The sequence below is a fragment of the Pseudomonas sp. P42 genome (genome assembly GCF_017973755.1).
GTDB lineage: Bacteria > Pseudomonadota > Gammaproteobacteria > Pseudomonadales > Pseudomonadaceae > Aquipseudomonas > Aquipseudomonas iridis.
Genome location: NZ_JACOPU010000008.1, coordinates 237,790 through 263,489 on the forward strand (window position 1 = coordinate 237,790; position 25,700 = coordinate 263,489).

The 25,700-nt window shown below is 58.9% G+C and carries 24 protein-coding genes; 18 read left to right on the plus strand and 6 right to left on the minus strand.

Going from position 1 to position 25,700, the window contains the following annotated elements; all coding sequences use genetic code 11:
• Nucleotides 1-17 precede the first annotated feature (17 nt).
• From proB to H8B20_RS25235, 3 genes are all read left to right on the plus strand, one after another.
• Nucleotides 18-1,136 carry a glutamate 5-kinase gene (gene proB / locus H8B20_RS25225; protein WP_042561149.1) on the plus strand — a complete coding sequence of 373 codons (1,119 nt, stop codon included), beginning with the start codon at nt 18-20 and terminating at the stop codon, nt 1,134-1,136.
• 10 nt (nt 1,137-1,146) lie between these two features.
• The gene (locus H8B20_RS25230; protein ID WP_042561148.1) at nt 1,147-1,614 is read left to right on the plus strand and encodes a CreA family protein; all 468 of its coding nucleotides are present in this window, start codon (nt 1,147-1,149) and stop codon (nt 1,612-1,614) included.
• Between the two features lie 129 nt (nt 1,615-1,743).
• The gene (locus H8B20_RS25235) at nt 1,744-3,783 is read left to right on the plus strand and encodes a toxin-antitoxin system YwqK family antitoxin (protein ID WP_210624919.1); all 2,040 of its coding nucleotides are present in this window, start codon (nt 1,744-1,746) and stop codon (nt 3,781-3,783) included.
• A gap of 127 nt (nt 3,784-3,910) precedes the next feature.
• Here H8B20_RS25235 and rpsT read toward each other — a convergent pair whose 3' ends face one another.
• Nucleotides 3,911-4,183: a 30S ribosomal protein S20 gene (gene rpsT, locus H8B20_RS25240; protein WP_003228351.1), complete on the minus strand. Its 273-nt coding sequence runs from the start codon at nt 4,181-4,183 to the stop codon at nt 3,911-3,913.
• Nucleotides 4,184-4,435: 252 nt separating this feature from the next.
• Here rpsT and murJ point away from each other — a divergent pair, with 252 nt between their 5' ends.
• The 6 genes from murJ (at nt 4,436) to ispH (ending at nt 11,920) form a co-directional block, all read left to right on the plus strand.
• Nucleotides 4,436-5,974 (plus strand): murein biosynthesis integral membrane protein MurJ, encoded by a 1,539-nt coding sequence (gene murJ / locus H8B20_RS25245; RefSeq protein WP_042561146.1) that lies wholly within the window; start codon nt 4,436-4,438, stop codon nt 5,972-5,974.
• Between the two features lie 129 nt (nt 5,975-6,103).
• Nucleotides 6,104-7,042, plus strand: coding sequence for a bifunctional riboflavin kinase/FAD synthetase (ribF, locus tag H8B20_RS25250; protein WP_200613099.1), 939 nt, complete (start codon nt 6,104-6,106; stop codon nt 7,040-7,042).
• Nucleotides 7,043-7,055: 13 nt separating this feature from the next.
• Nucleotides 7,056-9,887: an isoleucine--tRNA ligase gene (gene ileS / locus H8B20_RS25255; RefSeq protein ID WP_047303307.1), complete on the plus strand. Its 2,832-nt coding sequence runs from the start codon at nt 7,056-7,058 to the stop codon at nt 9,885-9,887.
• Entirely contained in the window at nt 9,880-10,392 is a 513-nt protein-coding gene (lspA, locus tag H8B20_RS25260) for a signal peptidase II (RefSeq protein ID WP_210624920.1), read from the plus strand. The genes ileS and lspA overlap by 8 nt, the downstream gene beginning before the upstream one ends.
• Nucleotides 10,393-10,399: 7 nt before the next feature.
• Nucleotides 10,400-10,837 (plus strand): FKBP-type peptidyl-prolyl cis-trans isomerase, encoded by a 438-nt coding sequence (gene fkpB, locus H8B20_RS25265; RefSeq protein WP_181818467.1) that lies wholly within the window; start codon nt 10,400-10,402, stop codon nt 10,835-10,837.
• A 138-nt stretch (nt 10,838-10,975) separates the two neighbouring features.
• Nucleotides 10,976-11,920, plus strand: a complete 945-nt coding sequence (gene ispH / locus H8B20_RS25270) for a 4-hydroxy-3-methylbut-2-enyl diphosphate reductase (RefSeq protein WP_210624921.1) — start codon at nt 10,976-10,978, stop codon at nt 11,918-11,920.
• Here ispH and H8B20_RS25275 read toward each other — a convergent pair.
• Nucleotides 11,892-12,446: a GspH/FimT family pseudopilin gene (locus H8B20_RS25275; protein WP_210624922.1), complete on the minus strand. Its 555-nt coding sequence runs from the start codon at nt 12,444-12,446 to the stop codon at nt 11,892-11,894. The genes ispH and H8B20_RS25275 overlap by 29 nt on opposite strands.
• 130 nt (nt 12,447-12,576) lie before the next feature.
• Here H8B20_RS25275 and H8B20_RS25280 point away from each other — a divergent pair, with 130 nt between their 5' ends.
• The 7 genes from H8B20_RS25280 to thiO are packed head-to-tail and all read left to right on the plus strand — an operon-like array spanning nt 12,577 to nt 19,348.
• Nucleotides 12,577-13,050, plus strand: a complete 474-nt coding sequence (locus H8B20_RS25280; protein ID WP_210624923.1) for a GspH/FimT family pseudopilin — start codon at nt 12,577-12,579, stop codon at nt 13,048-13,050.
• Nucleotides 13,047-13,496 carry a type IV pilus modification protein PilV gene (gene pilV / locus H8B20_RS25285; RefSeq protein WP_115146547.1) on the plus strand — a complete coding sequence of 150 codons (450 nt, stop codon included), beginning with the start codon at nt 13,047-13,049 and terminating at the stop codon, nt 13,494-13,496. Before H8B20_RS25280 ends, pilV begins: the two co-directional genes overlap by 4 nt.
• Nucleotides 13,493-14,206 (plus strand): PilW family protein, encoded by a 714-nt coding sequence (locus H8B20_RS25290; RefSeq protein ID WP_210624924.1) that lies wholly within the window; start codon nt 13,493-13,495, stop codon nt 14,204-14,206. Before pilV ends, H8B20_RS25290 begins: the two co-directional genes overlap by 4 nt.
• An 11-nt stretch (nt 14,207-14,217) precedes the next feature.
• On the plus strand, nt 14,218-14,697 hold the full coding sequence (locus H8B20_RS25295; protein ID WP_042561136.1) for a pilus assembly PilX family protein: 480 nt from the start codon (nt 14,218-14,220) through the stop codon (nt 14,695-14,697).
• Entirely contained in the window at nt 14,684-17,770 is a 3,087-nt protein-coding gene (locus tag H8B20_RS25300) for a pilus assembly protein (RefSeq protein ID WP_210624925.1), read from the plus strand. Before H8B20_RS25295 ends, H8B20_RS25300 begins: the two co-directional genes overlap by 14 nt.
• A gap of 18 nt (nt 17,771-17,788) precedes the next feature.
• Complete coding sequence (locus H8B20_RS25305; RefSeq protein ID WP_210624926.1) at nt 17,789-18,190, plus strand: type IV pilin protein; 402 nt, start codon at nt 17,789-17,791, stop codon at nt 18,188-18,190.
• A 57-nt stretch (nt 18,191-18,247) separates the two neighbouring features.
• Complete coding sequence (thiO, locus tag H8B20_RS25310; protein ID WP_210624927.1) at nt 18,248-19,348, plus strand: glycine oxidase ThiO; 1,101 nt, start codon at nt 18,248-18,250, stop codon at nt 19,346-19,348.
• A gap of 91 nt (nt 19,349-19,439) precedes the next feature.
• Here the strand turns inward: thiO and H8B20_RS25315 are convergent, their stop codons facing one another.
• The 4 genes from H8B20_RS25315 to H8B20_RS25330 all read right to left on the minus strand — a co-directional run bounded on the left by H8B20_RS25315 (nt 19,440) and on the right by H8B20_RS25330 (nt 23,738).
• Nucleotides 19,440-20,786: a sigma-54-dependent transcriptional regulator gene (locus H8B20_RS25315; protein WP_210624928.1), complete on the minus strand. Its 1,347-nt coding sequence runs from the start codon at nt 20,784-20,786 to the stop codon at nt 19,440-19,442.
• Entirely contained in the window at nt 20,783-22,372 is a 1,590-nt protein-coding gene (locus H8B20_RS25320) for a sensor histidine kinase (RefSeq protein ID WP_210624929.1), read from the minus strand. The genes H8B20_RS25315 and H8B20_RS25320 overlap by 4 nt, the downstream gene beginning before the upstream one ends.
• On the minus strand, nt 22,362-22,595 hold the full coding sequence (locus H8B20_RS25325) for a PP0621 family protein (RefSeq protein WP_042561130.1): 234 nt from the start codon (nt 22,593-22,595) through the stop codon (nt 22,362-22,364). The genes H8B20_RS25320 and H8B20_RS25325 overlap by 11 nt, the downstream gene beginning before the upstream one ends.
• Before the next feature lie 126 nt (nt 22,596-22,721).
• Nucleotides 22,722-23,738, minus strand: coding sequence for an outer membrane protein assembly factor BamD (locus H8B20_RS25330; RefSeq protein ID WP_042561129.1), 1,017 nt, complete (start codon nt 23,736-23,738; stop codon nt 22,722-22,724).
• A gap of 151 nt (nt 23,739-23,889) precedes the next feature.
• Between H8B20_RS25330 and rluD the strand changes: the two genes are divergently transcribed.
• Both rluD and pgeF read left to right on the plus strand, forming a co-directional pair.
• Nucleotides 23,890-24,852, plus strand: coding sequence for a 23S rRNA pseudouridine(1911/1915/1917) synthase RluD (gene rluD, locus H8B20_RS25335; protein ID WP_042561128.1), 963 nt, complete (start codon nt 23,890-23,892; stop codon nt 24,850-24,852).
• Nucleotides 24,849-25,571, plus strand: coding sequence for a peptidoglycan editing factor PgeF (gene pgeF / locus H8B20_RS25340; protein WP_210624930.1), 723 nt, complete (start codon nt 24,849-24,851; stop codon nt 25,569-25,571). Before rluD ends, pgeF begins: the two co-directional genes overlap by 4 nt.
• Nucleotides 25,572-25,700: the final 129 nt, after the last annotated feature.

A 25,700-nucleotide genomic window follows, 5' to 3' on the forward strand; every position in this document is an offset into this window, starting at 1 on the left:
AGCTAAGGTTGAAAATGATGCGGAGCAAGGTGACAGGTGCGCAGCGTTGGGTCGTGAAGATCGGCAGCGCTTTGCTGACGGCTGATGGCAAAGGGCTGGATCGTGCGGCAATGAGTGTCTGGGTCGAGCAGATGGTGGCCTTGCATGAGGCGGGTGTCGAGTTGGTGCTGGTGTCCTCCGGGGCGGTAGCGGCCGGCATGAGTCGCTTGGGCTGGACCGCACGACCCAGTGCGATGCACGAACTTCAGGCTGCCGCGGCTATCGGTCAGATGGGTCTGGTGCAAGCCTGGGAATCAAGCTTCGCCGAGCATGGCCGGCACACCGCGCAGATTCTCCTGACCCACGACGACCTGTCCGATCGCAAGCGCTACCTGAATGCCCGCAGCACCCTGCGAGCGCTGGTCGAGCTGAAAGTCATCCCGGTGATCAACGAAAACGACACGGTGGTTACCGACGAAATTCGTTTCGGCGACAACGACACGCTGGCGGCGCTGGTGGCCAACCTGGTTGAGGCTGATCTGCTGGTGATCCTGACCGATCGCGACGGTATGTTCGATGCCGATCCGCGCAACAATCCAGAGGCGCAGCTGATTTATGAAGCGCGCGCCGATGATCCGAGCCTGGATGCGGTGGCGGGTGGCACCGGTGGTGCGCTGGGGCGCGGCGGCATGCAAACCAAGTTGCGCGCAGCACGACTGGCGGCGCGCTCCGGTGCGCACACCATCATTGTGGGTGGTCGTCTCGAGCGTGTGCTGGATCGGCTGAAAGCGGGCGAGCGAATCGGTACGTTGCTGTCGCCCGAGCGCGGCATGCTGGCGGCGCGCAAGCAATGGCTGGCAGGGCATCTGCAAACCCGTGGCACGCTGGTCCTGGATGATGGTGCTGTGTCGGCGCTGTCTCAAGGTAACAAGAGCCTGCTGCCGGTTGGCGTCAAGCTGGTGCAAGGCAGTTTCCGTCGTGGTGAGATGGTGGTCTGTGTGGCACCGGACGGTCGTGAAATTGCCCGCGGCCTGGCCAACTACAGCGCGCTGGAAGCTCAAAAAATCATCGGTCAGTCGTCGGATGCGATTGTCGGTTTGCTGGGTTACATGGCTGAGCCGGAACTGGTTCACCGTGACAACCTGATTCTGGTGTAAGGAAAATTCAATGCGCGTAGCAAAAGGATTGTTGGGTCTGTTGATGGCGCTGCCATTGCTGGCCTCGGCCGAGGAAATCGGTCAGGTGTCGACGGTGTTCAAATTTGTCGGTCCGAACGACCGGATCGTGGTCGAGGCGTTCGACGACCCCAAGGTCGAAGGTGTGACCTGCTACCTGTCGCGTGCCAAAACGGGCGGCGTAAAGGGGAGTCTGGGGTTGGCGGAAGATCGCGCCGAAGCTTCGATTGCCTGTCGTCAGGTCGGTCCGATCAAGTTCAGGGGCGAGCTGAAGGACGGCGATGAGGTGTTCAAGGAGCGCACATCGTTGGTGTTCAAGACCATGCAGGTGGTGCGTTTCCTCGACAAGAAACGCAATACGCTGGTGTATCTGGTCTATAGCGATCGCGTGATCGAGGGTAGTCCACAGAATGCGGTGACGGCCATTCCGATTTTGCCGTGGGTGCCGGTTCAGCCATAAGGCTGGAAACCATTACAGGGTCGAGTTTGTTTCCAGGCCCATTGGTTGAATGATTGAGGGCGAGCCGTTTGGCTCGCCTTTTTGTTTCTCCTTGTTGAATTGATGTGCTTCAGGCGCGAAGGGATTCGTATGCGTTCTTTTTTTATGTCGCTGATGGTGTGTTGCTCGCTGTCCATGCAAGTGCAGGCCGAACCGTTTTATGCCGGAAAGTCATTGGCGCACCCGGTGATTCAGTCTCAGGAGAGTGGCGCGACGTTGGCGTTTGTTCGCGAGCCGTCGGGCATTGTGGGGTATGCGTGCATGTGTGATGCGCCGACAGTGGTGCCGCAGATGCTCGACAATTTCGGTGATTCGAGCATCGAGTCAGTGTTCTACGCCAGTCTCGATAGCGATATACAGACCTTGATTGTCCTGTCCCGAGCGGGTGGGCGAAATGGGCTCCATGGCTATCGATTCAGTGAGCGATCGGGCAAATATCGCAAGCTGAACAGTCTGCAGCCGGTTCTGGATCGCATTGCGAGCAATCAGAAGAAGCTCAATGCCGCACGGGTAGTAAGCGAGCTGAACAAGTTGCTGCCCTATGACTACGGTTATGAGATGGCGACAACTGGCATCTCCGAGTTCGATGCGCTCGATCCCACGGCTGGCACGTTAGTGGGCGAATTCGGTGTTGGTGGCGTTCCGGCCTCGGAGGGCGGTGAGCCGTCAGAAGATGGTGTCTATGACGCCTACAAAAAAACCTTTCTGCAGCGCGAAGGGCGTTGGTTGACGCTGACCTACGAGCGCACGCCGATGGAGGAGGGTGAGCTCGCTCCGGCCTTTCGTGTAACGCAAATAGCGTGGGAGTCTGACCCGAAACGTTATGTGGGTTCGGAGGACGGCCCTCTCGTTAAGTTGTGGGGTGATCGTGTGCTGGAGCGAGGCGTGATGGTTCGTGGCAAGAAGACGGGTGACTGGATTGAGTTTGATGCAGCGGTTTCCGAGGCCTCGGGAGCTTATGCGAATGGTTTGAGGCAGGGCACCTGGGTGATCAACGAGCGCCATAGTGTTTCCGAGGGTTTGTTCGTCGATGGTTTGCGTGAGGGGCGCTGGACGATCACTGCGTACGATAAAGACGAAGATATTTCCGGGTTCGATACGTATAAGCACGATGTTCTGGACGGTCCGACAGAGCGAGTCAGGGGAAGTGAGGTTGTCTCGCGCGGCGAGTACCGGAATGGTCGGCAGAGCGGTCATTGGCTCAGTGGTGAGGGTGAGGGCGGTTACGTGTCGGGTGTCAGGGAGGGCGCCTGGACTCTCAAAGTGGACGGCGACCGCATTCAAACCTTGTCGTTTGTCGCGGGTAAAAAGGATGGAGAGCTGCGCGAGGTTGATGCTGCGGGTGTGCTGCGACTGCTTGAGCACTACAGGGTTGGTGCGCTGGATGGCTTGAGGGAAATCTATTCTGCAAACGGTAAGCTGACCTATTCGGCGACCTACGTGGCGGGGCAGATCAAGGGGCGTGCGCTGACCTATACCGATGATGGTTCGGTGCTGCTGTCTGACATCACCTGGCTTCATGGAAATAGAGAGGGGCCCTTTCGTACCTATCACTCAAATGGTCATTTAGACCGGGTGGCCATTTATGAGTCGGATGAGCCCATCGGCAACGACCAATCGTTTAATGAGGCTGGGGCGTTGGTTTCAGAAAGAAATTACTGCCATGTGGTCGATGGCAAGTACACAAGAATAAAGCCATGTGGCCTGCAGCGTAGTTTTCGCGGTGATGGGGTTGCCTACTTCGAGGCTGTTTACCTGTTCGGGGTCAGGCAAAGTGTGCGTCACGAGTCTTACGAGGGGCGAAAGGTCGAGGAGTTGCTGTTGGGTGCGGATGATCGTGTGATACACAACGATTACTACCCCAATGGGCAATTGAAGTGCTCCGAGCCCATGCAGGGATATCGTCTGATCACCGTTGAGGGGCGGGAATACAAAGACTATTCCTATGCGAAGCGTGAAGGTGAAATGGTCTGCTACTACTCGACCGGCGTCGTTGAGCGTCGCTTCAACTTTAAGGGTGGCGAGCTGGTCGGCTGTTACACCGGGTACGATGAGTTGGGCGTGCAGAACTTTCCGCCGCCAGAAGGGTGTCCTCCACCAAAGCCGGTCATGTTCAATTTTGGTGAGTAGACTCTGTGAGTCGGGTGCGTACCCTTGACCGGGTGCGTGCCTGTTTGCGGGGTTGTGATGAGAGGGGCGCCAAATCGCAGGCAATAAAAAACCGACCCGAAGGTCGGTTTTCTAATGACTACGTCGCTTAGGCAGCTTCTTTCAGTGCCTTGACGTGGCCATTCAGACGGCTCTTATGACGAGCAGCCTTGTTCTTGTGGATGATGCCTTTATCGGCCATACGGTCGATAACTGGCACAGCCAGAACGTATGCAGCTTGAGCTTTTTCAGCGTCTTTTGCGTCGATGGCCTTAACTACATTCTTGATGTAGGTACGAACCATGGAACGCAGGCTGGCGTTGTGGCTGCGACGCTTCTCAGCCTGTTTTGCACGTTTTTTGGCGGAAGGTGAGTTGGCCACCGTCGAGCTCCTCGAAAGACTTTTTAGGAAATAGCAAACAAAATAGGCCGCGAATCATGCCGATGAAGAGAAGTCTTGTCAAGGGCACTTGAATCGTTCCGCTAAGTGGTAGGTATAAAGAGGCGGGATATTTATTTCCGGCGCTTGACCTGTAAACTCGCGAGCTTTGGCTCTGTGCTGCTGCGGCGCGGAGTATCGCACAAGTAGGCGCTTTATTCGCCTGCTGTTTATCGACAGGCACAAACTCCTTCAATGAATCTGCTCAAATCGTTGGCCGCCGTCAGCTCTATCACGATGATTTCCCGGGTTCTCGGGTTTGTTCGCGATACGCTGATTGCTCGAATATTCGGCGCCGGAATGGCGACAGATGCCTTCTTTATCGCCTTCAAATTGCCCAATCTGTTGCGGCGGATCTTCGCCGAAGGGGCTTTTTCCCAAGCGTTCGTGCCCATTCTTGCGGAATACAAAAGCCAGAAGGGCGAAGAAGCGACCCGCACCTTTATCGCCTACGTGTCGGGTTTGCTGACGCTGGTGCTGGCGCTGGTCACTGCGCTGGGCATGATCGCCGCGCCGTGGGTCATCTGGGCGACCGCCCCGGGGTTCACCGATACCCCGGAAAAATTCCAGCTCACCTCTGACCTCTTGCGGGTGACGTTCCCTTATATATTGCTGATCTCCCTGTCCTCGCTGGCCGGTGCGATCCTCAATACCTGGAACCGCTTTTCGGTGCCGGCCTTTGTGCCGACCTTGCTCAACGTCAGCATGATCGTATTTTCGCTGTTCCTCACGCCGTACTTCGATCCGCCGGTCATGGCGCTTGGCTGGGCGGTATTGGTCGGGGGGCTGGCGCAGTTGCTGTTTCAACTGCCGCACCTGAAAAAGATTGGCATGCTGGTGCTGCCGCGCCTGAATCTGCGTGATACCGGTGTATGGCGGGTGATGAAACAGATGCTGCCGGCGATCCTTGGCGTATCGGTCAGCCAGATTTCGCTGATCATCAACACCATTTTTGCTTCCTTTCTGGTTGCCGGATCAGTGTCCTGGATGTATTACGCCGACCGTTTGATGGAGTTGCCATCGGGGGTGCTGGGCGTTGCGTTGGGCACGATTCTGCTGCCGACACTGGCCAAAACCTACGCCAGCAAGGATCGCCACGAATATTCGCGGATTCTCGACTGGGGTCTGCGCCTGTGCTTTGTGCTGGTGCTGCCGTGCTCATTGGCGCTGGGGATCCTCGCCGAGCCGTTGACCGTTTCGTTGTTCCAGTATGGTCAGTTCACTGGCTTCGATGCCGAAATGACTCAGCGAGCATTGATTGCCTATTCTGTCGGTCTGCTCGGGATTATCGTGATCAAAGTGCTCGCGCCGGGCTTCTATGCGCAACAGAACATCCGTACACCGGTAAAAATCGCAATCTTCACGCTGGTGTGTACTCAGTTGTTCAACCTGGTATTGATTGGTCCGCTCGCCCACGCCGGGCTGGCCCTGGCGATCAGTGCCGGCGCGTGCCTCAATGCCGGGCTGCTGTTCTATCAGTTGCGCAAACAACAGATGTACCAGCCGCAACCGGGTTGGGCCAAGTTCGGTTTCAAGCTGATCGTGGCAGTCGCGGTGATGTCGGTGGTGTTGCTGATCGGCATGCATTTCATGCCGGCGTGGGATCAAGGCCACATGCTTGAGCGCTTCCTGCGTCTGGGGGCATTGGTGGTGGCTGGCGTGGTTGCGTATTTCGGTATGTTGCTGCTGCTCGGTTTCCGTCTGCGCGACTTCAATCGCAAGGCCTTGAGCTGAGGTTTTACCCTTTATGAATGGGCGCGGGCCGGCAGTTTTGTCGGCTCGATCACTTTGCGTTACGGTGTTGCCTGTCGTCGACCGTCGGGTGTGGTTATAATCGACCACTTTATGAGCAAGAAGCGCGTTATGCAGCTGGTTCGAGGCCTCCACAACTTGCGCCCCCAGCATCGGGGCTGCGTCGCCACTATTGGCAACTTTGACGGTGTTCACCGTGGTCACCAGGCTATCCTGGCCCGACTGCGTGAGCGTGCGCTCGAGTTGGGCGTACCCAGCTGCGTGGTGATTTTCGAGCCGCAGCCACGGGAGTTTTTCGCCCCCGAGACCGCGCCGGCACGTCTGGCCCGGTTGCGCGACAAACTGCAGCTACTGGCCGCTGAAGGTGTCGACCGGGTCCTGTGCCTGGCCTTCAACCAGCGTCTTAGCAAGCTCAGCGCCAGTGAGTTCGTCGACACCATCCTGGTGGTCGGGCTCGGCGTGCAGCATCTGGAAGTCGGTGACGATTTCCGCTTTGGCTGCGACCGCCTCGGCGATTTCGATTTCCTGTTGCAGGCCGGGCAGGTTCACGGGTTTACCGTCGAAGCCGCGCAAACCGTCGAGCTGGATGGCATTCGCGTCAGCAGCACTCAGGTGCGTAACGCCTTGGCCGCCGCTGATTTTGCCTTGGCCGAACGTTTGCTCGGTCGCCCGTACCGCATCGCCGGTCGTGTGCTGCATGGCCAGAAGCTGGCTCGGCAATTGGGTACGCCCACTGCCAATATTCAACTCAAGCGTCGTCGCGTGCCGTTCACCGGGGTGTATCTGGTGGATGTCGACATCGACGGCAAGACCTGGCCCGGCGTCGCCAATATTGGCGTACGGCCCACGGTGCAAGGTGATGGCAAGGCCCACCTTGAAGTCCATCTTTTAGATTTTGCCGGCGATCTGTATGACCGGCGTTTGACGGTGGTTTTCCACCAGAAGCTGCGTGAAGAGCAGCGATTTGCCTCTCTGGAGGCGCTGAAAACGGCGATCAATGCGGATGTCGCCACCGCCCGTGCACTAGCCGCACCTAGCGCCCATCGCTAATGAAGAGCCTTAAATGACCGACTATAAAGCCACGTTAAACCTTCCGGACACCGCCTTCCCAATGAAGGCCGGCCTGCCACAGCGCGAACCGCAGATTCTGCAGCGCTGGGACAGTATTGGCCTGTACGGAAAGTTGCGCGAGATTGGCAAGGATCGTCCGAAGTTCGTCCTGCACGACGGCCCTCCGTACGCCAACGGCACGATCCACATCGGTCACGCTCTGAACAAGATTCTCAAGGACATGATCATCCGCTCGAAAACCCTGTCGGGTTTCGATGCGCCGTACGTGCCTGGCTGGGACTGCCACGGCCTGCCGATCGAGCACAAGGTTGAAGTGACCCACGGCAAGAACCTGGGCGCGGACAAGACCCGCGAACTGTGCCGTGCCTACGCCACCGAGCAGATCGAAGGGCAGAAGTCCGAATTCATCCGCCTTGGCGTGCTGGGCGACTTCGCCAACCCGTACAAGACCATGAATTTCCAGAACGAGGCCGGTGAAATCCGCGCTCTCGCCGAAATCGTCAAGGGTGGTTTCGTGTTCAAGGGCCTCAAGCCTGTGAACTGGTGCTTCGACTGTGGTTCGGCTTTGGCCGAGGCGGAAGTCGAGTACGAAAACAAGAAGTCGTCGACCATCGACGTGGCATTCCCGATCGCTGACGAGGCCAAACTGGCTGCCGCGTTCGGCTTGCCGTCGCTGGCCAAGCCTGCCTCGATCGTGATCTGGACCACCACCCCGTGGACCATCCCGGCCAACCAGGCGCTGAACGTTCACCCGGAATTCAACTACGCGCTGGTTGATGTCGGCGACAAGTTGCTGGTGCTGGCTGAAGAGCTGGTCGAAGCCTGTCTGGCTCGTTACAGCCTGGAAGGCTCGGTGGTTGCGACCACCACCGGTAAAGAACTGGAGCTGATCAACTTCCGTCACCCGTTCTATGACCGTCTGTCGCCGGTATATCTGGCCGACTACGTCGAACTGGGCGCTGGCACCGGTGTGGTTCACTCCGCCCCGGCTTATGGCGTAGACGACTTCGTGACCTGCAAGAAGTACGGCATGGTCAACGATGACATCCTCAACCCGGTTCAGAGCAACGGCGTTTACGTGCCCACGCTGGAATACTTCGGCGGCCAGTTCATCTGGAAGGCCAACCCGGCCATCGTTGAAAAACTGACCGAAGTCGGTGCGCTGATGCACACCACCGTCATCGAACACAGCTACATGCACTGCTGGCGTCACAAGACTCCGCTGATCTACCGCGCCACCGCGCAGTGGTTCATCGGCATGGACAAAGAGCCGGTCAGCGGCGACACCCTGCGTATTCGCTCGCTCAAAGCCATCGAAGAAACCAGGTTCGTTCCGGCCTGGGGCCAGGCGCGCCTGCATTCGATGATCGCTAACCGTCCCGACTGGTGCATCTCGCGTCAGCGCAACTGGGGCGTGCCGATCCCGTTCTTCCTCAACAAGGAAAGCGGCGAGCTGCACCCACGCACCGTTGAGCTGATGGAAGAAGTGGCTAAGCGCGTTGAAGTCGAAGGCATCGAAGCCTGGTTCAAGATGGACGCTGCCGAACTGCTGGGTGATGAAGCGCCGCAGTACGACAAGATCAGCGACACCCTCGACGTCTGGTTCGATTCGGGTACCACGCACTGGCACGTCCTGCGCGGTTCGCACCCGATGGGCCACGAGACCGGTCCACGCGCCGACCTGTACCTGGAAGGTTCCGACCAACACCGTGGCTGGTTCCACTCGTCGCTGCTGACCGGTTGCGCTATCGACAACCACGCGCCGTACCGCGAACTGCTGACCCACGGCTTCACTGTCGACGAAGCGGGACGCAAGATGTCCAAATCCCTGGGCAACGTGATCGCACCGCAGAAAGTCAACGACACCCTGGGCGCCGACATCATGCGTCTGTGGGTGGCTTCGACCGATTACTCCGGCGAAATCGCCGTGTCCGAGCAGATCCTTGCTCGCAGTGCCGATGCCTACCGCCGGATCCGTAACACCGCGCGCTTCCTGCTTTCCAACCTGACCGGTTTCAACCCGGCCACCGACATCCTGCCGGCTGAAGAAATGCTCGCGCTGGATCGTTGGGCGGTGGATCGCACCTTGCTGCTGCAACGCGAGCTGCAAGAGAACTATGGTGAGTACCGTTTCTGGAACGTCTACTCCAAGATCCACAACTTCTGCGTGCAGGAGCTGGGTGGTTTCTACCTCGACATCATCAAGGATCGCCAGTACACCACCGGCGCCGACAGCAAGGCACGTCGCTCGTGCCAGACTGCGCTGTTCCACATCTCTGAAGCGCTGGTGCGCTGGATCGCGCCGATCCTCGCCTTCACTGCCGACGAACTGTGGCAATACCTGCCGGGCGAGCGTAATGAATCCGTCATGCTCAACACCTGGTACGAAGGTCTGACCGAACTGCCGGAAGGCTTCGAGCTGGGCCGTGAGTACTGGGATCGCATCATGGAAGTGAAAGTCGCGGTCAACAAAGAGATGGAAATCCAGCGTGCAGCGAAAGCTGTCGGTGGCAACCTGCAAGCCGAAGTGACGCTGTTTGCCGAAGAGGCTCTGACTGCCGACCTGGCCAAGCTGAGCAACGAACTGCGCTTTGTATTGATCACTTCGACCGCCAGCGTTGCACCATTCGTGCAGGCTCCGGCCGACGCGGTGGCTACCGAAGTCAGCGGCCTGAAGCTGAAGATCGTCAAATCGGCATTCGCCAAGTGCGCTCGCTGCTGGCACTGCCGCGAAGACGTCGGCGTGAACCCGGAGCATCCGGAAATCTGCGGTCGTTGCGTCGACAACATCAGCGGCGCTGGCGAGGTTCGTCACTATGCCTAATGCCATTGGCCGTTTCGGACGGTTGAGCTGGCTCTGGTTGAGCTTGCTGGTGCTGGTCATCGACCAGGCCAGCAAGTTCTACTTTGAAAACAAGCTCGAAATGTTCCAGCAGATCGTGATCATTCCCGATTACTTCAGTTGGACCCTGGCGTACAACACCGGCGCTGCCTTCAGCTTTTTGGCTGACAGCTCCGGCTGGCAGCGCTGGCTGTTCGCGCTGATCGCGATTGTGGTCAGTGCGGTGCTGGTGGTCTGGCTCAAGCGTCTGGGTCGCAACGAAACCTGGCTGGCCATCGCCTTGGCGCTGGTACTGGGTGGCGCGTTGGGCAATCTGTATGACCGCGTGGCCCTGGGCCATGTGATCGATTTCATTCTGGTGCACTGGCAGAACCGCTGGTACTTCCCGGCGTTCAACATCGCCGACAGCGCTATCAGCGTTGGCGCGGTGATGCTGGCACTGGATATGTTCAAATCCAAGAAAACCGAAGAGGCCGCTCATGACTGAACAAGTATTGGCTGAGCAACGCATTGGCCAGAACACGGAAGTCACTTTGCACTTTGCATTGCGCCTGGAGAACGGCGACACCGTCGACAGCACGTTCGACAAGGCTCCGGCGACCTTCAAGGTCGGCGACGGCAACTTGCTGCCGGGTTTTGAAGCGGCGCTGTTCGGCTTCAAGGCGGGTGACAAGCGCACCCTGACCGTCGAGCCGGAAAACGCTTTCGGTCAACCGAACCCGCAGAACGTGCAGATCATCCCGCGCTCGCAGTTTGCCGATATGGAACTGTCTCCCGGTTTGCTGGTGATCTTCAACGATGCGGCCAATACTGAGCTGCCGGGCGTGGTGAAAGAGTTCGATGACGCGCAAGTGACCATCGACTTCAACCACCCGCTGGCGGGCAAGACGTTGACCTTCGACGTGGAAATCATTTCCGTCAAAGCGCTGTAAAAATGTGGGAGCGAGCCTGCTCGCGAAAGCGGTGTGTCAGGCGACATCGATGTCGAATGTCAGTCAGCTTTCGCGAGCAGGCTCGCTCCCACCCAGTTGGTAATTCATTGTTTTCGCGCGCAAGACACGAGGCATAGCATGCAAATCAAACTCGCCAATCCCCGTGGCTTCTGCGCCGGTGTGGACCGGGCGATCGAAATCGTCAACCGCGCCCTGGAAGTCTTCGGGCCACCGATCTACGTGCGTCATGAAGTGGTGCACAACAAGTTCGTCGTCGAAGACCTGCGCAGCCGTGGTGCGATCTTCGTTGAAGAACTGGATCAGGTGCCGGACGACGTCATCGTGATCTTCAGTGCTCATGGCGTATCGCAAGCCGTGCGTACCGAGGCCGCTGGTCGTGGCCTGAAAGTGTTCGACGCTACCTGCCCGCTGGTCACCAAGGTGCACATCGAAGTCGCGAAATACAGCCGCGACGGTCGTGAATGCATCCTGATCGGCCACGCCGGTCACCCGGAAGTCGAAGGCACCATGGGTCAGTACGACGCCAGCAATGGCGGCGCGATCTACCTCGTCGAAGACGAAAAAGACGTCGCCGAATTGCAAGTGCGCAACCCGGAGAAACTGGCCTTTGTCACCCAGACAACCTTGTCGATGGACGATACCAGTCGTGTCATTGATGCGCTGCGTACGCGCTTCCCGGCCATCGGTGGGCCGCGCAAGGACGACATCTGCTACGCCACACAAAACCGTCAGGACGCCGTCAAACAACTGGCTGACGAGTGTGACGTGGTGCTGGTAGTCGGCAGCCCGAACAGCTCCAACTCCAACCGCTTGCGTGAACTGGCAGAGCGTATGGCCACCCCGGCCTACCTGATCGACGGCGCCGAAGACCTGCAAAAGAGCTGGTTCGATGGCGTCGAACGTATCGGCATCACGGCCGGTGCTTCGGCGCCGGAAGTGCTGGTGCGCGGCGTGATTCAGCAGTTGCACGCCTGGGGCGCTACCGGCGCCGATGAGCTGGCCGGGCGCGAAGAAAACATCACCTTCTCCATGCCTAAAGAGCTGCGCGTCCGCTCGATCTGACGCTTTTGGCTTTTTGACACAGCGCCTGTTCAGTCTTTTCGCTGCTCAGGCGCACGCGACCGGTCGCTGCCAGCACTATCTGGCGCTGGCTGACCGCCTCGCGAGTCGAGCAGATATGTAACGTCCCGGCCTGAAATTTGCGCCCGGGCATCAGCGGTTGCCCCAGATTGCTGAACCGCACATAACGATTCACCAGCCAATTGCCGATAATCGGCACCTTCGCATCGCTCGCATGCTCCATCAGCAGCGGGTTGTTGCTGTCCTCCGCGCCCTTGCCGCTGATATCCAGAATGATCCGCCAACCCTGACTCCAATCGCCGTTGATGCCATGAATCACCGTGGTCTGATTGCGCGTGATGGCTGTTGTGCGGGCGTTACGAATACCCTCGATCAATGACTGCGCTGCCTGGTCGCGCTGGTTCGATTCGGTGAGCGTGGCAAACGCCGGACTGACCAGCAGCAGAACAATTGCGCCAATCGCCAGTCCCATAAGCAGTTCGATCAGGCTGTAGCCTTGTTGCGACATGAAAACGCCCTCCTTGGAGTGTGATCAGCGACGCGTTCCCTGCGCCGCTGCGAGTAAATCAACCGACATGTATCGATTGAATGTTCTAGCGTGTAGAAGCAGGTATAGCCGACGGCAACGGAGGGCATCGATGGATCATCGTACAAAAGGTTTCACGCTGATCGAGTTGCTGGTCGCCATCGCGATTTTTTTGGTCCTGGTCACACTGGCGGTGCCCGCTTTCACCCGATCGATACAAAGCAGCAAGGCCGATACCGAAATGGGCGATCTGCAGCGGGCGATCAATTTCGCCAGGCTTGAAGCGATTGACCGCGGCGCGACGCTGCGTCTGCGTCCGACCGCCGGGGGCGGCGTCTGGACCGGTGAGTTGGCTGTCTACGACAGTACTGGCACTGCGGCCAATGTGTTGCGGGTTGTTCCGGCGATGAGCAGCGGCGCAACTCTGACGCTAACCTCAGGAGTGACCGCGCTGGATTTCAACAACCTCGGCGGTCTGGCCGCACCCTCAACGGCAGTGGTCATCAGTTACACGCTGGGAACGCAGAGCAGGACGCTTAACGTGTGTTTGAACGGACGAATTCAACTGGGTGGAAGTTGCGGATGAGGGCAGGGAGCAAAGGCGTACAGCAGGGCATGACGCTGATCGAAGTGCTGGTCGCGTTGCTGATTCTGACGGTCGGGCTGCTAGGGGCGGCGGCGGTGCAAATCAATGCACTGAAATACACCGACAGTTCACGCATGACCAGCCAGGCCAGCTTCATCGCCTACGACATGATGGACCGCATTCGTGCCAACTCCGGTGCGAATTACACCGTTACGCCACCGACCTCGGCCAACCCTGGCAACGCCCGGGATCAGGATCTCTACGATTTCACCACCAGTATCGTCAACTTCGGCGGGCCGACCGCGACGGGCAGCATCACCCTCAACCAGCGGGTTTACACCATCACCATCACCTGGAGTGACGCCCGGGCCGCCAACACGGCCAACGCTCAACGCAGTTTCGTCCTGAGCAGTCGCGCCGCCGTTGATCCGGTGGTCACGCCATGAAGCGCCAAAATCGCGGTTTCGGTCTTATCGAATTACTGGTCGCTTTGGGGCTGGGGCTGATCGTGGTGTTGGGCGTGGTGCAGATTTTCATCGCCGCAAAAAACACCTATGTCAGCCAGAACAGCGCTGCTGCCATGCAGGAAGACGCGCGCTTCGTGTTGAGCAAAATGATTCAGGAAATCCGCATGGTCGGAATGTTCGGCTGCCTTGGCACCATCACCGATTCAAGCAATGCCGGGGACTTCAATGCGGCGCAGATCACGCCGATCAATTGGGATAACGCCAATCTCAAGTTGACGCTGGTCACGGCGGATATTGGCGGTGGCGGCGGCACCCCCACCTGGACGGTGCTGTCCGATTGCCGCAACAGCGCGACGGCCTATACCGGGTTACGAAGCCCGGCGACCGGGCAAATTTCTTTTCCTGTCAGACGTTTGATCTACAGCTTCAGCAATAACCAGATATTGATGGGTACTGGCAGCGGCAATCCGGCGCAACAGGTGCTGGTGAATAACGTCAGTGCTTTCAACGTGACATTCGGTCTGGCGAGTTCCGCGACGGATGTCGCAGCCTCGACCTACAGCACCAATCCGGGCGATCCGGCACGTATTCGCAGCGTGCGCCTGAGCCTGACCTTGGCCGACCCCAACAACCGGGTGCGCAATCAAACCTTCAACGTGGTTGCCGCTTTGCGCAACCGCTTGCAGTGAGGGTCAGGGCGATGAGGATTTCTCTCCATCAGCGTCAGGCGCAGAGGGGCATGGTGCTGCTGGTCAGTCTGGTGTTTCTGTTGCTGATGACGATGATCGGCCTGTCATCGATGCAGAGTGCCAACCTGCAGGAAAAAATGGCCGGGAGCGTAGGCCTGCGCAATCAATCATTTCAGACCGCCGAAGCGGCGTTGCGTGTGGGCGAGAGCGCGGTGCAACTGGACAGTTTTGCGTTGGCAGTGTGCAGCGGCACCACGCAATGTGCGCCGCCGGCCGAGTCGTCGGTGGTGAGTACGGCGGGGCTCAATTCTACCTCGGGGGTACTCTGGATTGCCGCAGGCAACGGTTTCTATGGCGTGCAGAACATCGGTACGACGCTGACCGCCGTGAATGTGCCGAGTAACACCTCGGCGACGCTTTATCGGGTGACCGCTGTCGGTATTGCCGGTACTTCGCGTAGCGTTGTGGAGAGCATCTATGCGAAGTTTTGAACGCTGCGTATCTCTGCTGACCGGCATGCTGCTGACTTTCTATCTGGCCGCGCCGGCTTATGCGTTCACGCCGTCTGACTCGCCATTGCTGAGTGCGGCGGCGGTGCCACCGAACGTTATGTTGCTGATCGACGATTCGGGGAGCATGAACAGCATCATCTATGCGGCGGGATTCGATCCGACGCTCAACCGCACGCCCGCCCGGGAGTGCAATGCGTTCCTGGGGGTGTGCTCAGGCCTGAATGCGCCAACGATTACGGGCGATACAGTGTTCTTGTCGAGTCTGCCGACCTCAGGTTGCTCTGGCGGTGCCTATGCGTTTTACAACAACAGCCTTGCGCCGCTTTGCCTGAAACTGCCAGACCCGGTGGGTGGCGGTAATACCCGCTACTCAGGGGATTACATTTCATACGTAGTCGGTCTTGCCATCAACAATGGCACCCGCGACTTCACCACCGGGGCGATCCCCAACGATTACCGAATCAATGTCGCACGCAACGTATCCACGGCACTGGTCAGCAGTAACCGCACTTTGCGCATGGGCCTGTCGACGTTCAACCCGGCGACCAGCAGCAACTCTGGCAATGGAGGTTACATTGCCCGTTCCATTGCTGATCTGTCTCCGGTCGCCGGCAGCGTGACCCAAGCCCAGGCTGACTCCAATTACAACGTGTTGATCTCCTCGATCAATAACTTGAGCGCCGTGGCCAACACGCCGTTGGCGGAAACCTATTACGAAGTCACTCGCTACATGCGCGGCATGGCACCGTTCTATAACAGTACGCCGAGTACCTACACTAGCCCGATTCAGTACCGCTGCCAGAAAAACTACGGCGTGGTGATTACTGACGGCTTGCCGACTTTCGACCGTACCTTCCCGACCAATGATCCGCTGGGTACAAACCGTTTGCCGAACTGGGACGGCGTCAACAATGACGGCGACAATCTCAACGGCGACGGTGAGGGCGACACGTTGTATCTGGATGACATCGCCAAATTTGCCTACGACATCGACATGCGCTCCACCGGCACTGACGCGGCAGGCAAGAGCTGGAACGCAGTGGATTTCCCCAGGCAGAACATGAACACCTACACCGTTGGCTTCGCCGCTGACAACGACATGCTCTCGGACGCAGCGAGTTACGGGCAGGGCCGGTACTATCAGGCAACCGACAGCACTGGCCTCAATGCGGCGTTGTCATCGGCGCTGAGCGACATCACCTCCAAGGCCGGTTCGGGCGGTGCTGGTGCCGTTAGCGGAACCACCCTCAGCAGTAACAGCAGTTTCTATCAAACCACCTATGACCCCAAGGACTGGCGCGGCACGATCAAGGCATTCGGCTTCACATCGGCCGGAACCGTTAATACTTCGACGGCACTCTGGAACACCGACACCACAATTGTCCCCGGGGCCACGGCGCCGACTTACCAATCCTGGAACACCTCCAGTAACGCCGCCGTCACGCTGGCCTACGGTAATTTTTCCGCCGCGCAGCAGACGACGCTCAGTCAGGGCCTGCCCACCGGTATCACCGGCATTGATCTGGTGGAATGGAGCAAGGGCACTAACAAAAGCGGGCTCAAGGTGCGCAGCGTATTGCTCGGCGACATCATCAACTCGCCATTGGTGCTAGCCTCGCCTGCGGACAAAACCGCCTCCGACCTGTCGGGCGACACCACTTACAGCACTTATCTGACGACCAAAGCGGCGAACATGAGCGCCAGCCTGGTGGTGAATGCCAACGATGGTTTCGTCAACGTCATCAATTCTTCCAATGGCACCCGGCGTTACGCATACATGCCATCCAGTGTGTTGCCGTCGTTGCGCTTGATCGCCGACCCGAACTACATCAATGGCGTCAGCCACAAGTTTCTGGTCGACGGCCAGGTAGGCGTGTATGACGCGCAATTCAGCAACGCCTGGAAAACCTTGGCCATTGGCGGTACCGGAGCGGGTGGCAAAACCTTCTACGCATTGCAACTGTTCGATGCCTCCGCAGGCAACGTCATGCGTGCGTTGTGGGAAGTCAGCGCACCGGCCATCGCCAACACCGGCAACGTTTTTAATGATCTGGGTTATGCCTATGCGCGACCGGAAGTGGCACGCTTGGCCGATGGTCGCTGGGCGGCGTTTATCTCCAATGGTTATGGCAGCAATTCGGGGCTGGCAGCGCTGTATGTGCTGGATGTACGCGATGGTTCGCTGATCAAAAAAATCGTTGTCGACAGTACGGATACCAGTAACGGTTTGTCCTCGGTGAAGCTCAAGGTCAACTCGCAAAATGTGGTGCAGGCTGCCTATGGCGGTGACTTGAAAGGGCGGTTGTGGAAATTCGACCTCAGCGCCACTGCGCCCGACAGCTGGGGCGTGGCGTTTTCCGGCAAGCCGCTGTTCACCACGGCGGGCGGGGCGACGCAGCCGATCACGGCGCAACCTTTACTGGCGGACAACGCATCGGGCGGTAAACAGATCTTCGTCGGTACCGGTAAATTCAACGAAACCGCCGACAAGACCAACAAGGATTTGCAGGCGTTCTATTCAGTGTGGGATGCCGATGGCGGGTCCGGGCAGCTCACTGTCAGCAACTTGCAGCCGCAGGCGATTACCGGCTCGTTCTCTGGCAGTTCCGGACAATTCCTGACCACCACGCAGAACGACACGACGTATCCGGGGGAGAAGGGCTGGTACTTGCCGCTGGTGTATAACAACGTGCTGACCGGCGAGCGAGTCATCAATCAAGCGAGTATCGTGCTGGGCCGTATCGTCTTCACCACGGCCAACGTCGATACCACCGATCCCTGTGCGAGTTTCGGTACCGGCAAACTGGTCGAACTCGATGCGTTCAGCGGTAAGATGCTCAACTATGCCGTGCTCGACACCAATTCCGACAACCTGGTCGACAGCAATGACACGATCTCCAGTGGCGTGATATTCACTGGCGGCATTCCGACGCTGAACTTCATCTCCAGTGACGGCAAACGCAAAGGCATGACCGACACCAGCGGCACCATCACCATCATTGTTGAAAAGGGCGGCGGCGGCAGTCGTCGTATCATGTGGCGACAAATATAGTAAGTGAGAGTTCGAGGCATGCGCAGATCCAACCGAGGTTTCACCCTGATCGAAATCATGATCGTGATTGCGATCATCGGGATTGTGCTCACCATCAGCATTCCAAGCTACAACGAATACGTGAAGAAAGGCCGCCGCGCCGAAGTGGTGGCGCTGCTTTCGGAGCAGGCACAGAGCCTCGAGCGTTTCTACACCAAGAACAATGTCTACACCGGTATCACCGGTTTGAGCGCGGGCAATGATTTCTACACCCTTACGCCGACGATCACTGATCAGACCTTCCTGCTGATTGCCGCGCGTAAAACGGGCACGGCCATGGCCACCGACAAGTGCGGGGATTTCACCCTGACCAATACCGGTGTCAGAAGCATGAACAACGCGACCACCGGGCTGACTACCAAGGATTGCTGGGGCCGCTGAGGCGCTTATCTTCGGGCGCCTTTTGCGCCCACTGTCTTTTTTACGGTTGGATCAAACATGACCAGGCAACAGCAAGTGGTGGTTGTCGGTGGCGGGGTGATTGGCCTGCTGACGGCCTACAATCTCGCCTCCGAAGTGCGCAGCGTGGTGCTGCTGGACCGCTCGAATGTCGGCCGGGAATCGTCCTGGGCGGGCGGCGGTATCGTTTCGCCGCTGTATCCGTGGCGCTATAGCCCGGCGGTCACCGCCCTGGCGCATTGGTCGCAAGATTTTTATCCACAGCTCGGCGAGCGTTTGTTTGCCGATACCGGCGTTGATCCTGAAGTCCACACCACGGGTTTGTACTGGCTGGATCTGGACGACGAAGCCGACGCGCTGGCGTGGGCTGAGCGGGAAAACCGTCCGTTACGGGCTGTGGATATCTCTGCAGCGCATGATGCCGTGCCGGTGCTCGGTGCCGGATTCTCGCGGGCTATCTACATGGCCGATGTGGCCAACGTGAGAAATCCACGCCTGGTGAAATCCCTGAAAGCAGCCTTGCTGGCGCTGCCGAACGTGACTATTCACGAGCAGTGCGAAGTCAGCGGTTTTGTTCGCGAGGGCGAGCGGGTTGTTGGCGTGCAGACTTCCAGCGGCGTGATCACTGGGGATCAGGTCGTGCTGACGGCTGGCGCGTGGAGCGGTGATCTGCTCAAGACGCTGGATCTGACGCTGCCCGTCGAGCCAGTCAAAGGCCAGATGATTCTCTACAAGTGTGCGGCTGACTTTCTGCCGAGCATGGTGCTGGCCAAGGGGCGCTATGCGATTCCGCGTCGTGACGGGCACATACTGATTGGCAGCACGCTGGAACATGAAGGCTTCGACAAGACCCCGACCGATGTGGCGCTGCAAAGCCTCAAGGCTTCGGCGGTTGAGCTGTTGCCGGCACTGGCGGATGCCGAAGTGGTGGGGCATTGGGCAGGGTTGCGTCCGGGTTCGCCGGAGGGGATTCCCTACATTGGCCGAGTGCCAGGGTTTGAGGGTTTGTGGCTCAATTGCGGGCATTACCGCAACGGTTTGGTGTTGGCGCCGGCGTCGTGTCAGTTGTTTGCCGATGTGATGCTGGGGCGAGCGCCGATTATTGATCCGGCGGCGTATGCACCGGCCGGGCGGATTTAAAGCCAGGGTCAAAAGATCGCAGCCTTCGGCAGCTCCCACATTGGACTGCGTTTCCTGTAGGAGCTGCCGAAGGCTGCGATCTTGTAAAGAATCAGTCCAGACCGAGTTTCTTCAGGCGATAACGCATCGAGCGGAACGAAAGGCTCAACCGCTGCGCCGCCGCAGTCCGATTCCAGCGGGTCTCCTCCAGCGCCTGCAAAATCAGTTTCCGTTCGACGTTCTCCAGATAATCCTCCAGATTGTCGATCTGCGTCAGATCGGCAATCGCGCCATCCGCTGCACAGTTGCCTTCGCTCAAGCGCAAATCTGCAGCCTCGATCGTACGGTTCTCGCACAAGGTATGCGCCCGTTCGAGCACGTTCTCCAGTTCCCGCACATTCCCCGGAAACCGATAGTTTTTCAGAGCCTCCAAAGCGTGCAGATGCAGGCATGCCGCTGGTTGGCCGGTGTCTTTGGCCAGGCGCTGAAGCATGTGCGCCGCCAGCACTTCAATGTCATCCCGTCGCTCGCGCAGGGGCGGCACACGCAATTCGATCACGTTTAGCCGGTAATAAAGATCCTGACGAAAGCGCTCGGCGGCGACTTCTGCGTCGAGGTCCTTGTGCGTCGCGCAGAGAATGCGCACATCGACCACGGTTTCCTGCTGACCGCCCACACTGCGTACGGCTTTTTCCTGAATCGCCCGCAGCAGCTTCACCTGCATCGACAGTGGCAAGTCCGCCACTTCATCGAGAAACAATGTCCCGCCCTGTGCTGCCTGGAACAGGCCCGGTTTGTCCCCGACCGCGCCGGTAAAACTGCCTTTGCGATGGCCGAAAAACTCGCTTTCCATCAGTTCCGAGGGTATTGCCCCGCAGTTCACCGGCACGAACGGCTTGCCGGCGCGAGGCCCTTGTTCGTGGATCAGTCGTGCGACCAGCTCTTTGCCGCTGCCGGATTCGCCGCTGATGTACACCGGGGCCTGGCTGCGAGCGAGTTTGTCGACTTGTTTGCGCAGGCTGCGCATCGGCGGCGAATCACCCAGCAAGCGTCGATCAATTGAGGTGCTTGCGTCACCAGCGGCGGGCATGCGCAGTGCTGTCGCGACCAATTCCCGCAGTCGGGTGAGATCTACCGGTTTGGTCAGAAAGTCGAAAGCTCCCGCCTTCAACGCATTGATTGCCGTTTCCAGGCTGCCGTATGCGGTGATCATCGCCACCGGCAGTTGTGGATAACGTTGCTGAATATGCTGCACCAGTTCCAGCCCCGTGCCATCGGGCAGGCGCATGTCTGTCAGGCACAGGTCGAAGGTCTCGCGCTGCAACAGCGCCTGGGCCTCCCCCAGATTGCGTGCGCTGTAGCTGTTGAGTTTCATCCGTCCCAGGGTGATTTCCAGGAGTTCGCGGATATCGGGTTCGTCGTCGACGATGAGGATTTTTTGCCGTGGGCTCGTGTTCAACTTTGTTTCCGTCCGTGAGCAAAGGTGATGCGAAAGCAGCCGCCGCCTTGGCGTGGATTGAAGTCTAGGCGCGCTTGGTTGCTTTCGCACAGCTCACGGGACAGATAAAGCCCAAGGCCGGTGCCTTGGCTGCTGGTGGTGAAGAACGGTTCGAACAGATGCGCTTGCTGATCAAGCGGTACGCCGGGGCCGTTGTCCTGAACCTCGAGCACCGCCAGTTGGCTCTCGGGTTCGATGAACAGGGCCAGCCAGACCTCGGCCTGATCATGCAGCATGGCGCTGTGACGCCAGCCGTTGCGTAAAAGATTGTCGAGAATTTGTGTGAGCTGGTTGGGATCCATCAAGGTGGCGAAGTCGCCCGAGTTGATGCGCAGATGAATCTTCTGCCGCTCGGTAGCCTGCATGCGGCTCTCAGTGACGAAGTTTTCCAGCCACGGCTTGAGGTCCAGCCGTTGTGGAGCGCTCTGTTGACGGCGGGACAGTTGCAGGACGTTTTCGATAACTCGGTTCATGCGCTGGGAGTGGTCTTGAATAATCTGGGTCAGACGCCGATCCGCGCTATCGAGTTCCTCGGACTCCGCCAACAACTGCGCGGCATGACTGATGGCGCCCAGCGGATTGCGAATCTCGTGGGAAATGCCGGCCGTCAAACGCCCGAGCGCGGCAAGTTTCAGTTGCTGGGCTTGTTGAGCGATCTGCGCGAGGTCTTCGAGAAACACCAGGGTTTGTTGATTGGGGCTTTGTTCGAGGGCGATGAAGCTAGGCTGCAGTTCCAGACCGTTGCCGGGGATTTTCAGACTTTGTGGGCGCAGTGTCGGGTTGTTCAGCCACAGTTGCAGGCGTTCGACCAGCGCGGTCGAATAATCGTCGATCAAATGGCCCTGAAGGTGCGATTGCGCGAGCAGGGTCTGCGCGCTGTGATTGGCCAGCTGTACCCGGCGTTGTTCGTCGAGCACCAGGATCCCGGTGCGCATGCGTTGCAGGATCAGCGCATTGAGAGCCTCCAGGCCGACCACTTTGCTGGCGGTTTGCTCGGCCAGGGTTTCGCTGACCTCCAGACGCCGGACCAGCCCTTGCACCAGCAACGACGCTGCAAAACACAATGCACCAAGGGTGCCGGCCTGCAGGTATTCGTTGGCGCTCAGGGGATGGCTGAAACTCAGCAGAAAGCTTAAGCCGACGATGCCGATGGCGCCGATGGCGGCGATCAGCAGACCGATGCGGCGGCGCAGCAAGGTATTGCTGATCGCCACAGAAACGATCAGCAAGTTGCCGAGCGCGCTGGCCACACCGCCAGCCGCGTAGAACAAGCCGCACAGCATCACAACGTCGACCAGCGCCAAGCTGAACAATTGCGCGGGGCGTCGGGTGTTCTCCAGGAACACCACCAGCAAAATGTTCAGCACCAGGTACAGCCAGCTGCCGTTGCGCAGCAGATCGTCGTTGGCCGACGTCAGCAGGCGGTTGTCCATGTTGCTGGAGATCAGCAGCACCAAGGTGATGCCGACACTTAAACGGTAAAGATGATAAAGGCGCAGCAGACGCTGAGCCTGTTTGCTGTCGGCGTGGGAGGCCTCAGCGATCACTGGAACCTGGGCCTTGCTCGAGGTGAGCCTGGCTGCAATACCACTGTTGTTGAAGGCTCAGCGCGCGGTCGCGGGGCAGATGCACGCCGCAATGGGCGCAGCGCACCATCGGCGCAGCATCTTGCTCGCGAGGAGACTGGGCGGACGAAGCAGGGGCCTTGAACTTGCGCCACAACCAAATCGCGGCAAATATCAGGGCAATCCAGAACAATAAACGAAGCATGATGAGCGGCTTTTCGACGGATGATTCGGCAGTTTAGCCAAGGTCCTGACAAGCGCACAGCGCTATTAAAGGCGGTAATGAAAAAGGGAGATCCGAAGATCTCCCTTTTCTTTGCATCCGGTGTGATCAGTCGAACACGCCGAAAGTCATGTAGCTGAACCACGAGCGGTCGGTGTCGGCAGATTCCGGCTCCGGCTCTTCGATCACGTCGCCGTTCTCGTCTTTAGGCTTGAGCTCGTTCGGGATCGAGTCTTTCGCGTCCTGGTACTGCTTCTGCACGTCCTGGTTGGCGCGGGTCTCTCCCGGCGGCAGCGGCGGACGCGACTCGATCAGACCGAGGGTCGCCTTGCTCAGGAACGAACGGTTGTCGGCTTCTGCAACCCTTGGCACGAACTGGCCGTCTTGCAGGGTCGGGTGATCCGGGTAGTTGAGCTTCAGGGTTTCCAGGCTGGTGTTGGCCAGTTCGTCCAGGTGCAGACGCTGGTAAGCCTCGGTCATCACCGCCAGGCCGTCGCCGACCGATGGGGTTTCCTGGAAGTTTTCCACTACATAACGGCCACGGTTGGCGGCGGCGACGTAAGCCTGACGGGTCAGGTAATAGTCGGCTACGTGGATTTCGTAGGCGGCCAGCAGGTTGCGCAGGTAAATCATGCGCTGCTTGGCGTCCGGCGCGTAGCGGCTGTTCGGGTAGCGGCTGGTCAGCTGCGCGAACTCGTTGTAGGAGTCGCGGGCAGCGCCCGGGTCACGCTTGGTCATGTCCAGCGGCAGGAAGCGCGCCAGCAGGCCGACGTCCTGGTCAAAGGAAGTCAGACCCTTGAGGTAATACGCGTAATCCACGTTCGGATGCTGCGGATGCAAACGAATGAAACGCTCGGCGGCAGACTTTGCAGCCTCCGGCTCAGCGTTCTTGTAGTTGGCGTAGATCAGTTCGAGTTGTGCCTGATCAGCATAGCGACCGAACGGATAACGCGACTCCAGGGCCTTCAGCTTGGCTGTGGCGCTGGTGTAGCTATTGTTGTCCAGGTCCTGCTGAGCCTGCTGATACAGCTCGGCTTCACTCAGGTTTTCGTCAACGACTTCCTTCGATGAGCAAGCAGCGGTCAATGCGAGGATGGCGATCAGCAGCAGGTGTTTCACTTGCATGGCGGCTTGCGTCCCTATGACGGCCGCTGTCTTGGGCGGGGCCGTCCTGTTATGATGAGCGCCCCGTTGAAAAGCCTCGGGGCAAAAGACGCCGTATTTAACCACAAGCGCGCAGCCGAAACCAAAAGCTGTGCCGACGCACAGTCAGAGCATGTCCGATAAAATTGAACTTCGCGCAGAGGTGCCGTCCGAATTGGGCGGCCAACGCCTCGATCAAGTCGCTGCCCAACTCTTCGCTGAGCACTCACGCTCGCGCCTTTCCGCCTGGATCAAAGAAGGTCGCCTGACTGTGGACGGGGCGGTCATCCGCCCGCGCGACATCGTTCATGGCGGTGCCATCCTTGAACTGACTGCCGAGCAGGAAGCTCAGGGTGAGTGGATCGCCCAGGACATCGAACTCGATATCGTCTACGAAGATGACGACATCCTGGTGATCAACAAGCCTGCGGGCCTGGTGGTGCACCCGGCTGCCGGTCACGCTGATGGCACGCTGCTCAACGCCTTGCTGCACCATGTGCCGGACATCATCAATGTCCCGCGCGCCGGTATCGTGCATCGTCTGGACAAGGACACCACCGGTCTGATGGTGGTGGCCAAGACCATTCAGGCGCAGACAAAGCTTGTTACTCAATTGCAGAGTCGCAGCGTCAGCCGGATCTACGAGTGCATCGTGATTGGCGTGGTCACCGCCGGGGGCAAGATCAACGCCCCGATCGGTCGTCACGGCCAGCAGCGCCAGCGCATGGCGGTGATGGAGGGCGGCAAGCCTGCCGTCAGCCACTATCGCGTGCTGGAGCGTTTCCGTTCCCACACTCATGTGCGGGTAAAACTGGAAACCGGTCGTACTCACCAGATTCGCGTGCACATGGCGCACATCAACTTCCCGTTGGTCGGCGATCCGGCGTACGGCGGTCGCTTCCGCATTCCGCCAGCCGCGAACGTGAACATGGTCGAAACCCTCAAGCAGTTCCCGCGTCAGGCACTGCACGCGCGTTTCCTTGAGCTGGATCATCCGACGACCGGTCAGCGCATGAGCTGGGAATCGCCGTTGCCGGAAGATTTCGTCTGGCTGCTGACCCTGCTCAAACAGGATCGCGAGGCGTTCATAGGATGAACTGGCTGACGCCGGACTGGCCAGCGCCGGCCAGCGTCAGGGCCTGTGTCACCACCCGCGAGGGCGGTGTCAGCGAGGCGCCGTTCGACAGCCTCAATCTGGGTGATCATGTTGATGATCGTCCCGAGGCTGTTGCCGAGAATCGTCGGCGACTGACCGATCACTTCTCTATAAAGCCTGCCTGGTTGCAGCAAGTTCACGGGATTGCCGTGGTTCATGCTGATCCAGGCATTGTTGCGACTGCCGATGCCAGCTGGACTGCAACGCCCGGTATCGCCTGCGCGGCGATGACGGCGGACTGTTTGCCGGCTCTGTTCTGCAATCGCGCGGGCACTCGTGTTGCGGCAGCCCATGCCGGTTGGCGAGGTCTGGCGGCGGGCGTACTCGAAGCCACGCTCGACACGATCGATGTCCCGGCCGAAGACGTGCTGGTCTGGCTCGGTCCGGCCATTGGCCCCAAAGCCTTTGAAGTCGGTCCGGAAGTACGGGAAGTCTTCATCAATCAACTGCCTGAAGCAGCAGAAGCGTTCGTACCGAGCGACAATGCCGGCAAGTTCATGGCTGACATCTATTTGCTGGCGCGCCTGCGTCTGGCTGAACGGGGTGTCACGGCTGTTTATGGTGGCGGTTTCTGCACCGTGACCGATCCGCGCTTCTTTTCTTACCGCCGTGCGGCGCGCACCGGTCGTTTCGCCTCCCTTGTTTGGCTCACCCGCTAAACTCTCTGATCTGCATCAACTCTCCGACGCTTGAATCTCCCAGAATCGACCGCATCTACAGTGGTATCTGGCAGGTTTCTTTATTCAGGATGGTTTCTTAGGTCCGGCCTGCTCAAAAGGAAGGTGACC

What these genes read in the sequence shown, in the direction of transcription:
- proB (WP_042561149.1), top strand. Translation starts at nt 18, where the DNA reads ATGCGGAGCAAGGTGACAGGTGCGCAGCGTTGGGTCGTGAAGATCGGC.
- H8B20_RS25230 (WP_042561148.1), top strand. Translation starts at nt 1,147, where the DNA reads ATGCGCGTAGCAAAAGGATTGTTGGGTCTGTTGATGGCGCTGCCATTG.
- H8B20_RS25235 (WP_210624919.1), top strand. Translation starts at nt 1,744, where the DNA reads ATGCGTTCTTTTTTTATGTCGCTGATGGTGTGTTGCTCGCTGTCCATG.
- murJ (WP_042561146.1), top strand. Translation starts at nt 4,436, where the DNA reads ATGAATCTGCTCAAATCGTTGGCCGCCGTCAGCTCTATCACGATGATT.
- ribF (WP_200613099.1), top strand. Translation starts at nt 6,104, where the DNA reads ATGCAGCTGGTTCGAGGCCTCCACAACTTGCGCCCCCAGCATCGGGGC.
- ileS (WP_047303307.1), top strand. Translation starts at nt 7,056, where the DNA reads ATGACCGACTATAAAGCCACGTTAAACCTTCCGGACACCGCCTTCCCA.
- lspA (WP_210624920.1), top strand. Translation starts at nt 9,880, where the DNA reads ATGCCTAATGCCATTGGCCGTTTCGGACGGTTGAGCTGGCTCTGGTTG.
- ispH (WP_210624921.1), top strand. Translation starts at nt 10,976, where the DNA reads ATGCAAATCAAACTCGCCAATCCCCGTGGCTTCTGCGCCGGTGTGGAC.
- H8B20_RS25275 (WP_210624922.1), bottom strand. Translation starts at nt 12,446, where the DNA reads ATGTCGCAACAAGGCTACAGCCTGATCGAACTGCTTATGGGACTGGCG.
- H8B20_RS25280 (WP_210624923.1), top strand. Translation starts at nt 12,577, where the DNA reads ATGGATCATCGTACAAAAGGTTTCACGCTGATCGAGTTGCTGGTCGCC.
- pilV (WP_115146547.1), top strand. Translation starts at nt 13,047, where the DNA reads ATGAGGGCAGGGAGCAAAGGCGTACAGCAGGGCATGACGCTGATCGAA.
- H8B20_RS25290 (WP_210624924.1), top strand. Translation starts at nt 13,493, where the DNA reads ATGAAGCGCCAAAATCGCGGTTTCGGTCTTATCGAATTACTGGTCGCT.
- H8B20_RS25295 (WP_042561136.1), top strand. Translation starts at nt 14,218, where the DNA reads ATGAGGATTTCTCTCCATCAGCGTCAGGCGCAGAGGGGCATGGTGCTG.
- H8B20_RS25300 (WP_210624925.1), top strand. Translation starts at nt 14,684, where the DNA reads ATGCGAAGTTTTGAACGCTGCGTATCTCTGCTGACCGGCATGCTGCTG.
- H8B20_RS25305 (WP_210624926.1), top strand. Translation starts at nt 17,789, where the DNA reads ATGCGCAGATCCAACCGAGGTTTCACCCTGATCGAAATCATGATCGTG.
- thiO (WP_210624927.1), top strand. Translation starts at nt 18,248, where the DNA reads ATGACCAGGCAACAGCAAGTGGTGGTTGTCGGTGGCGGGGTGATTGGC.
- H8B20_RS25325 (WP_042561130.1), bottom strand. Translation starts at nt 22,595, where the DNA reads ATGCTTCGTTTATTGTTCTGGATTGCCCTGATATTTGCCGCGATTTGG.
- H8B20_RS25330 (WP_042561129.1), bottom strand. Translation starts at nt 23,738, where the DNA reads ATGCAAGTGAAACACCTGCTGCTGATCGCCATCCTCGCATTGACCGCT.
- rluD (WP_042561128.1), top strand. Translation starts at nt 23,890, where the DNA reads ATGTCCGATAAAATTGAACTTCGCGCAGAGGTGCCGTCCGAATTGGGC.
- pgeF (WP_210624930.1), top strand. Translation starts at nt 24,849, where the DNA reads ATGAACTGGCTGACGCCGGACTGGCCAGCGCCGGCCAGCGTCAGGGCC.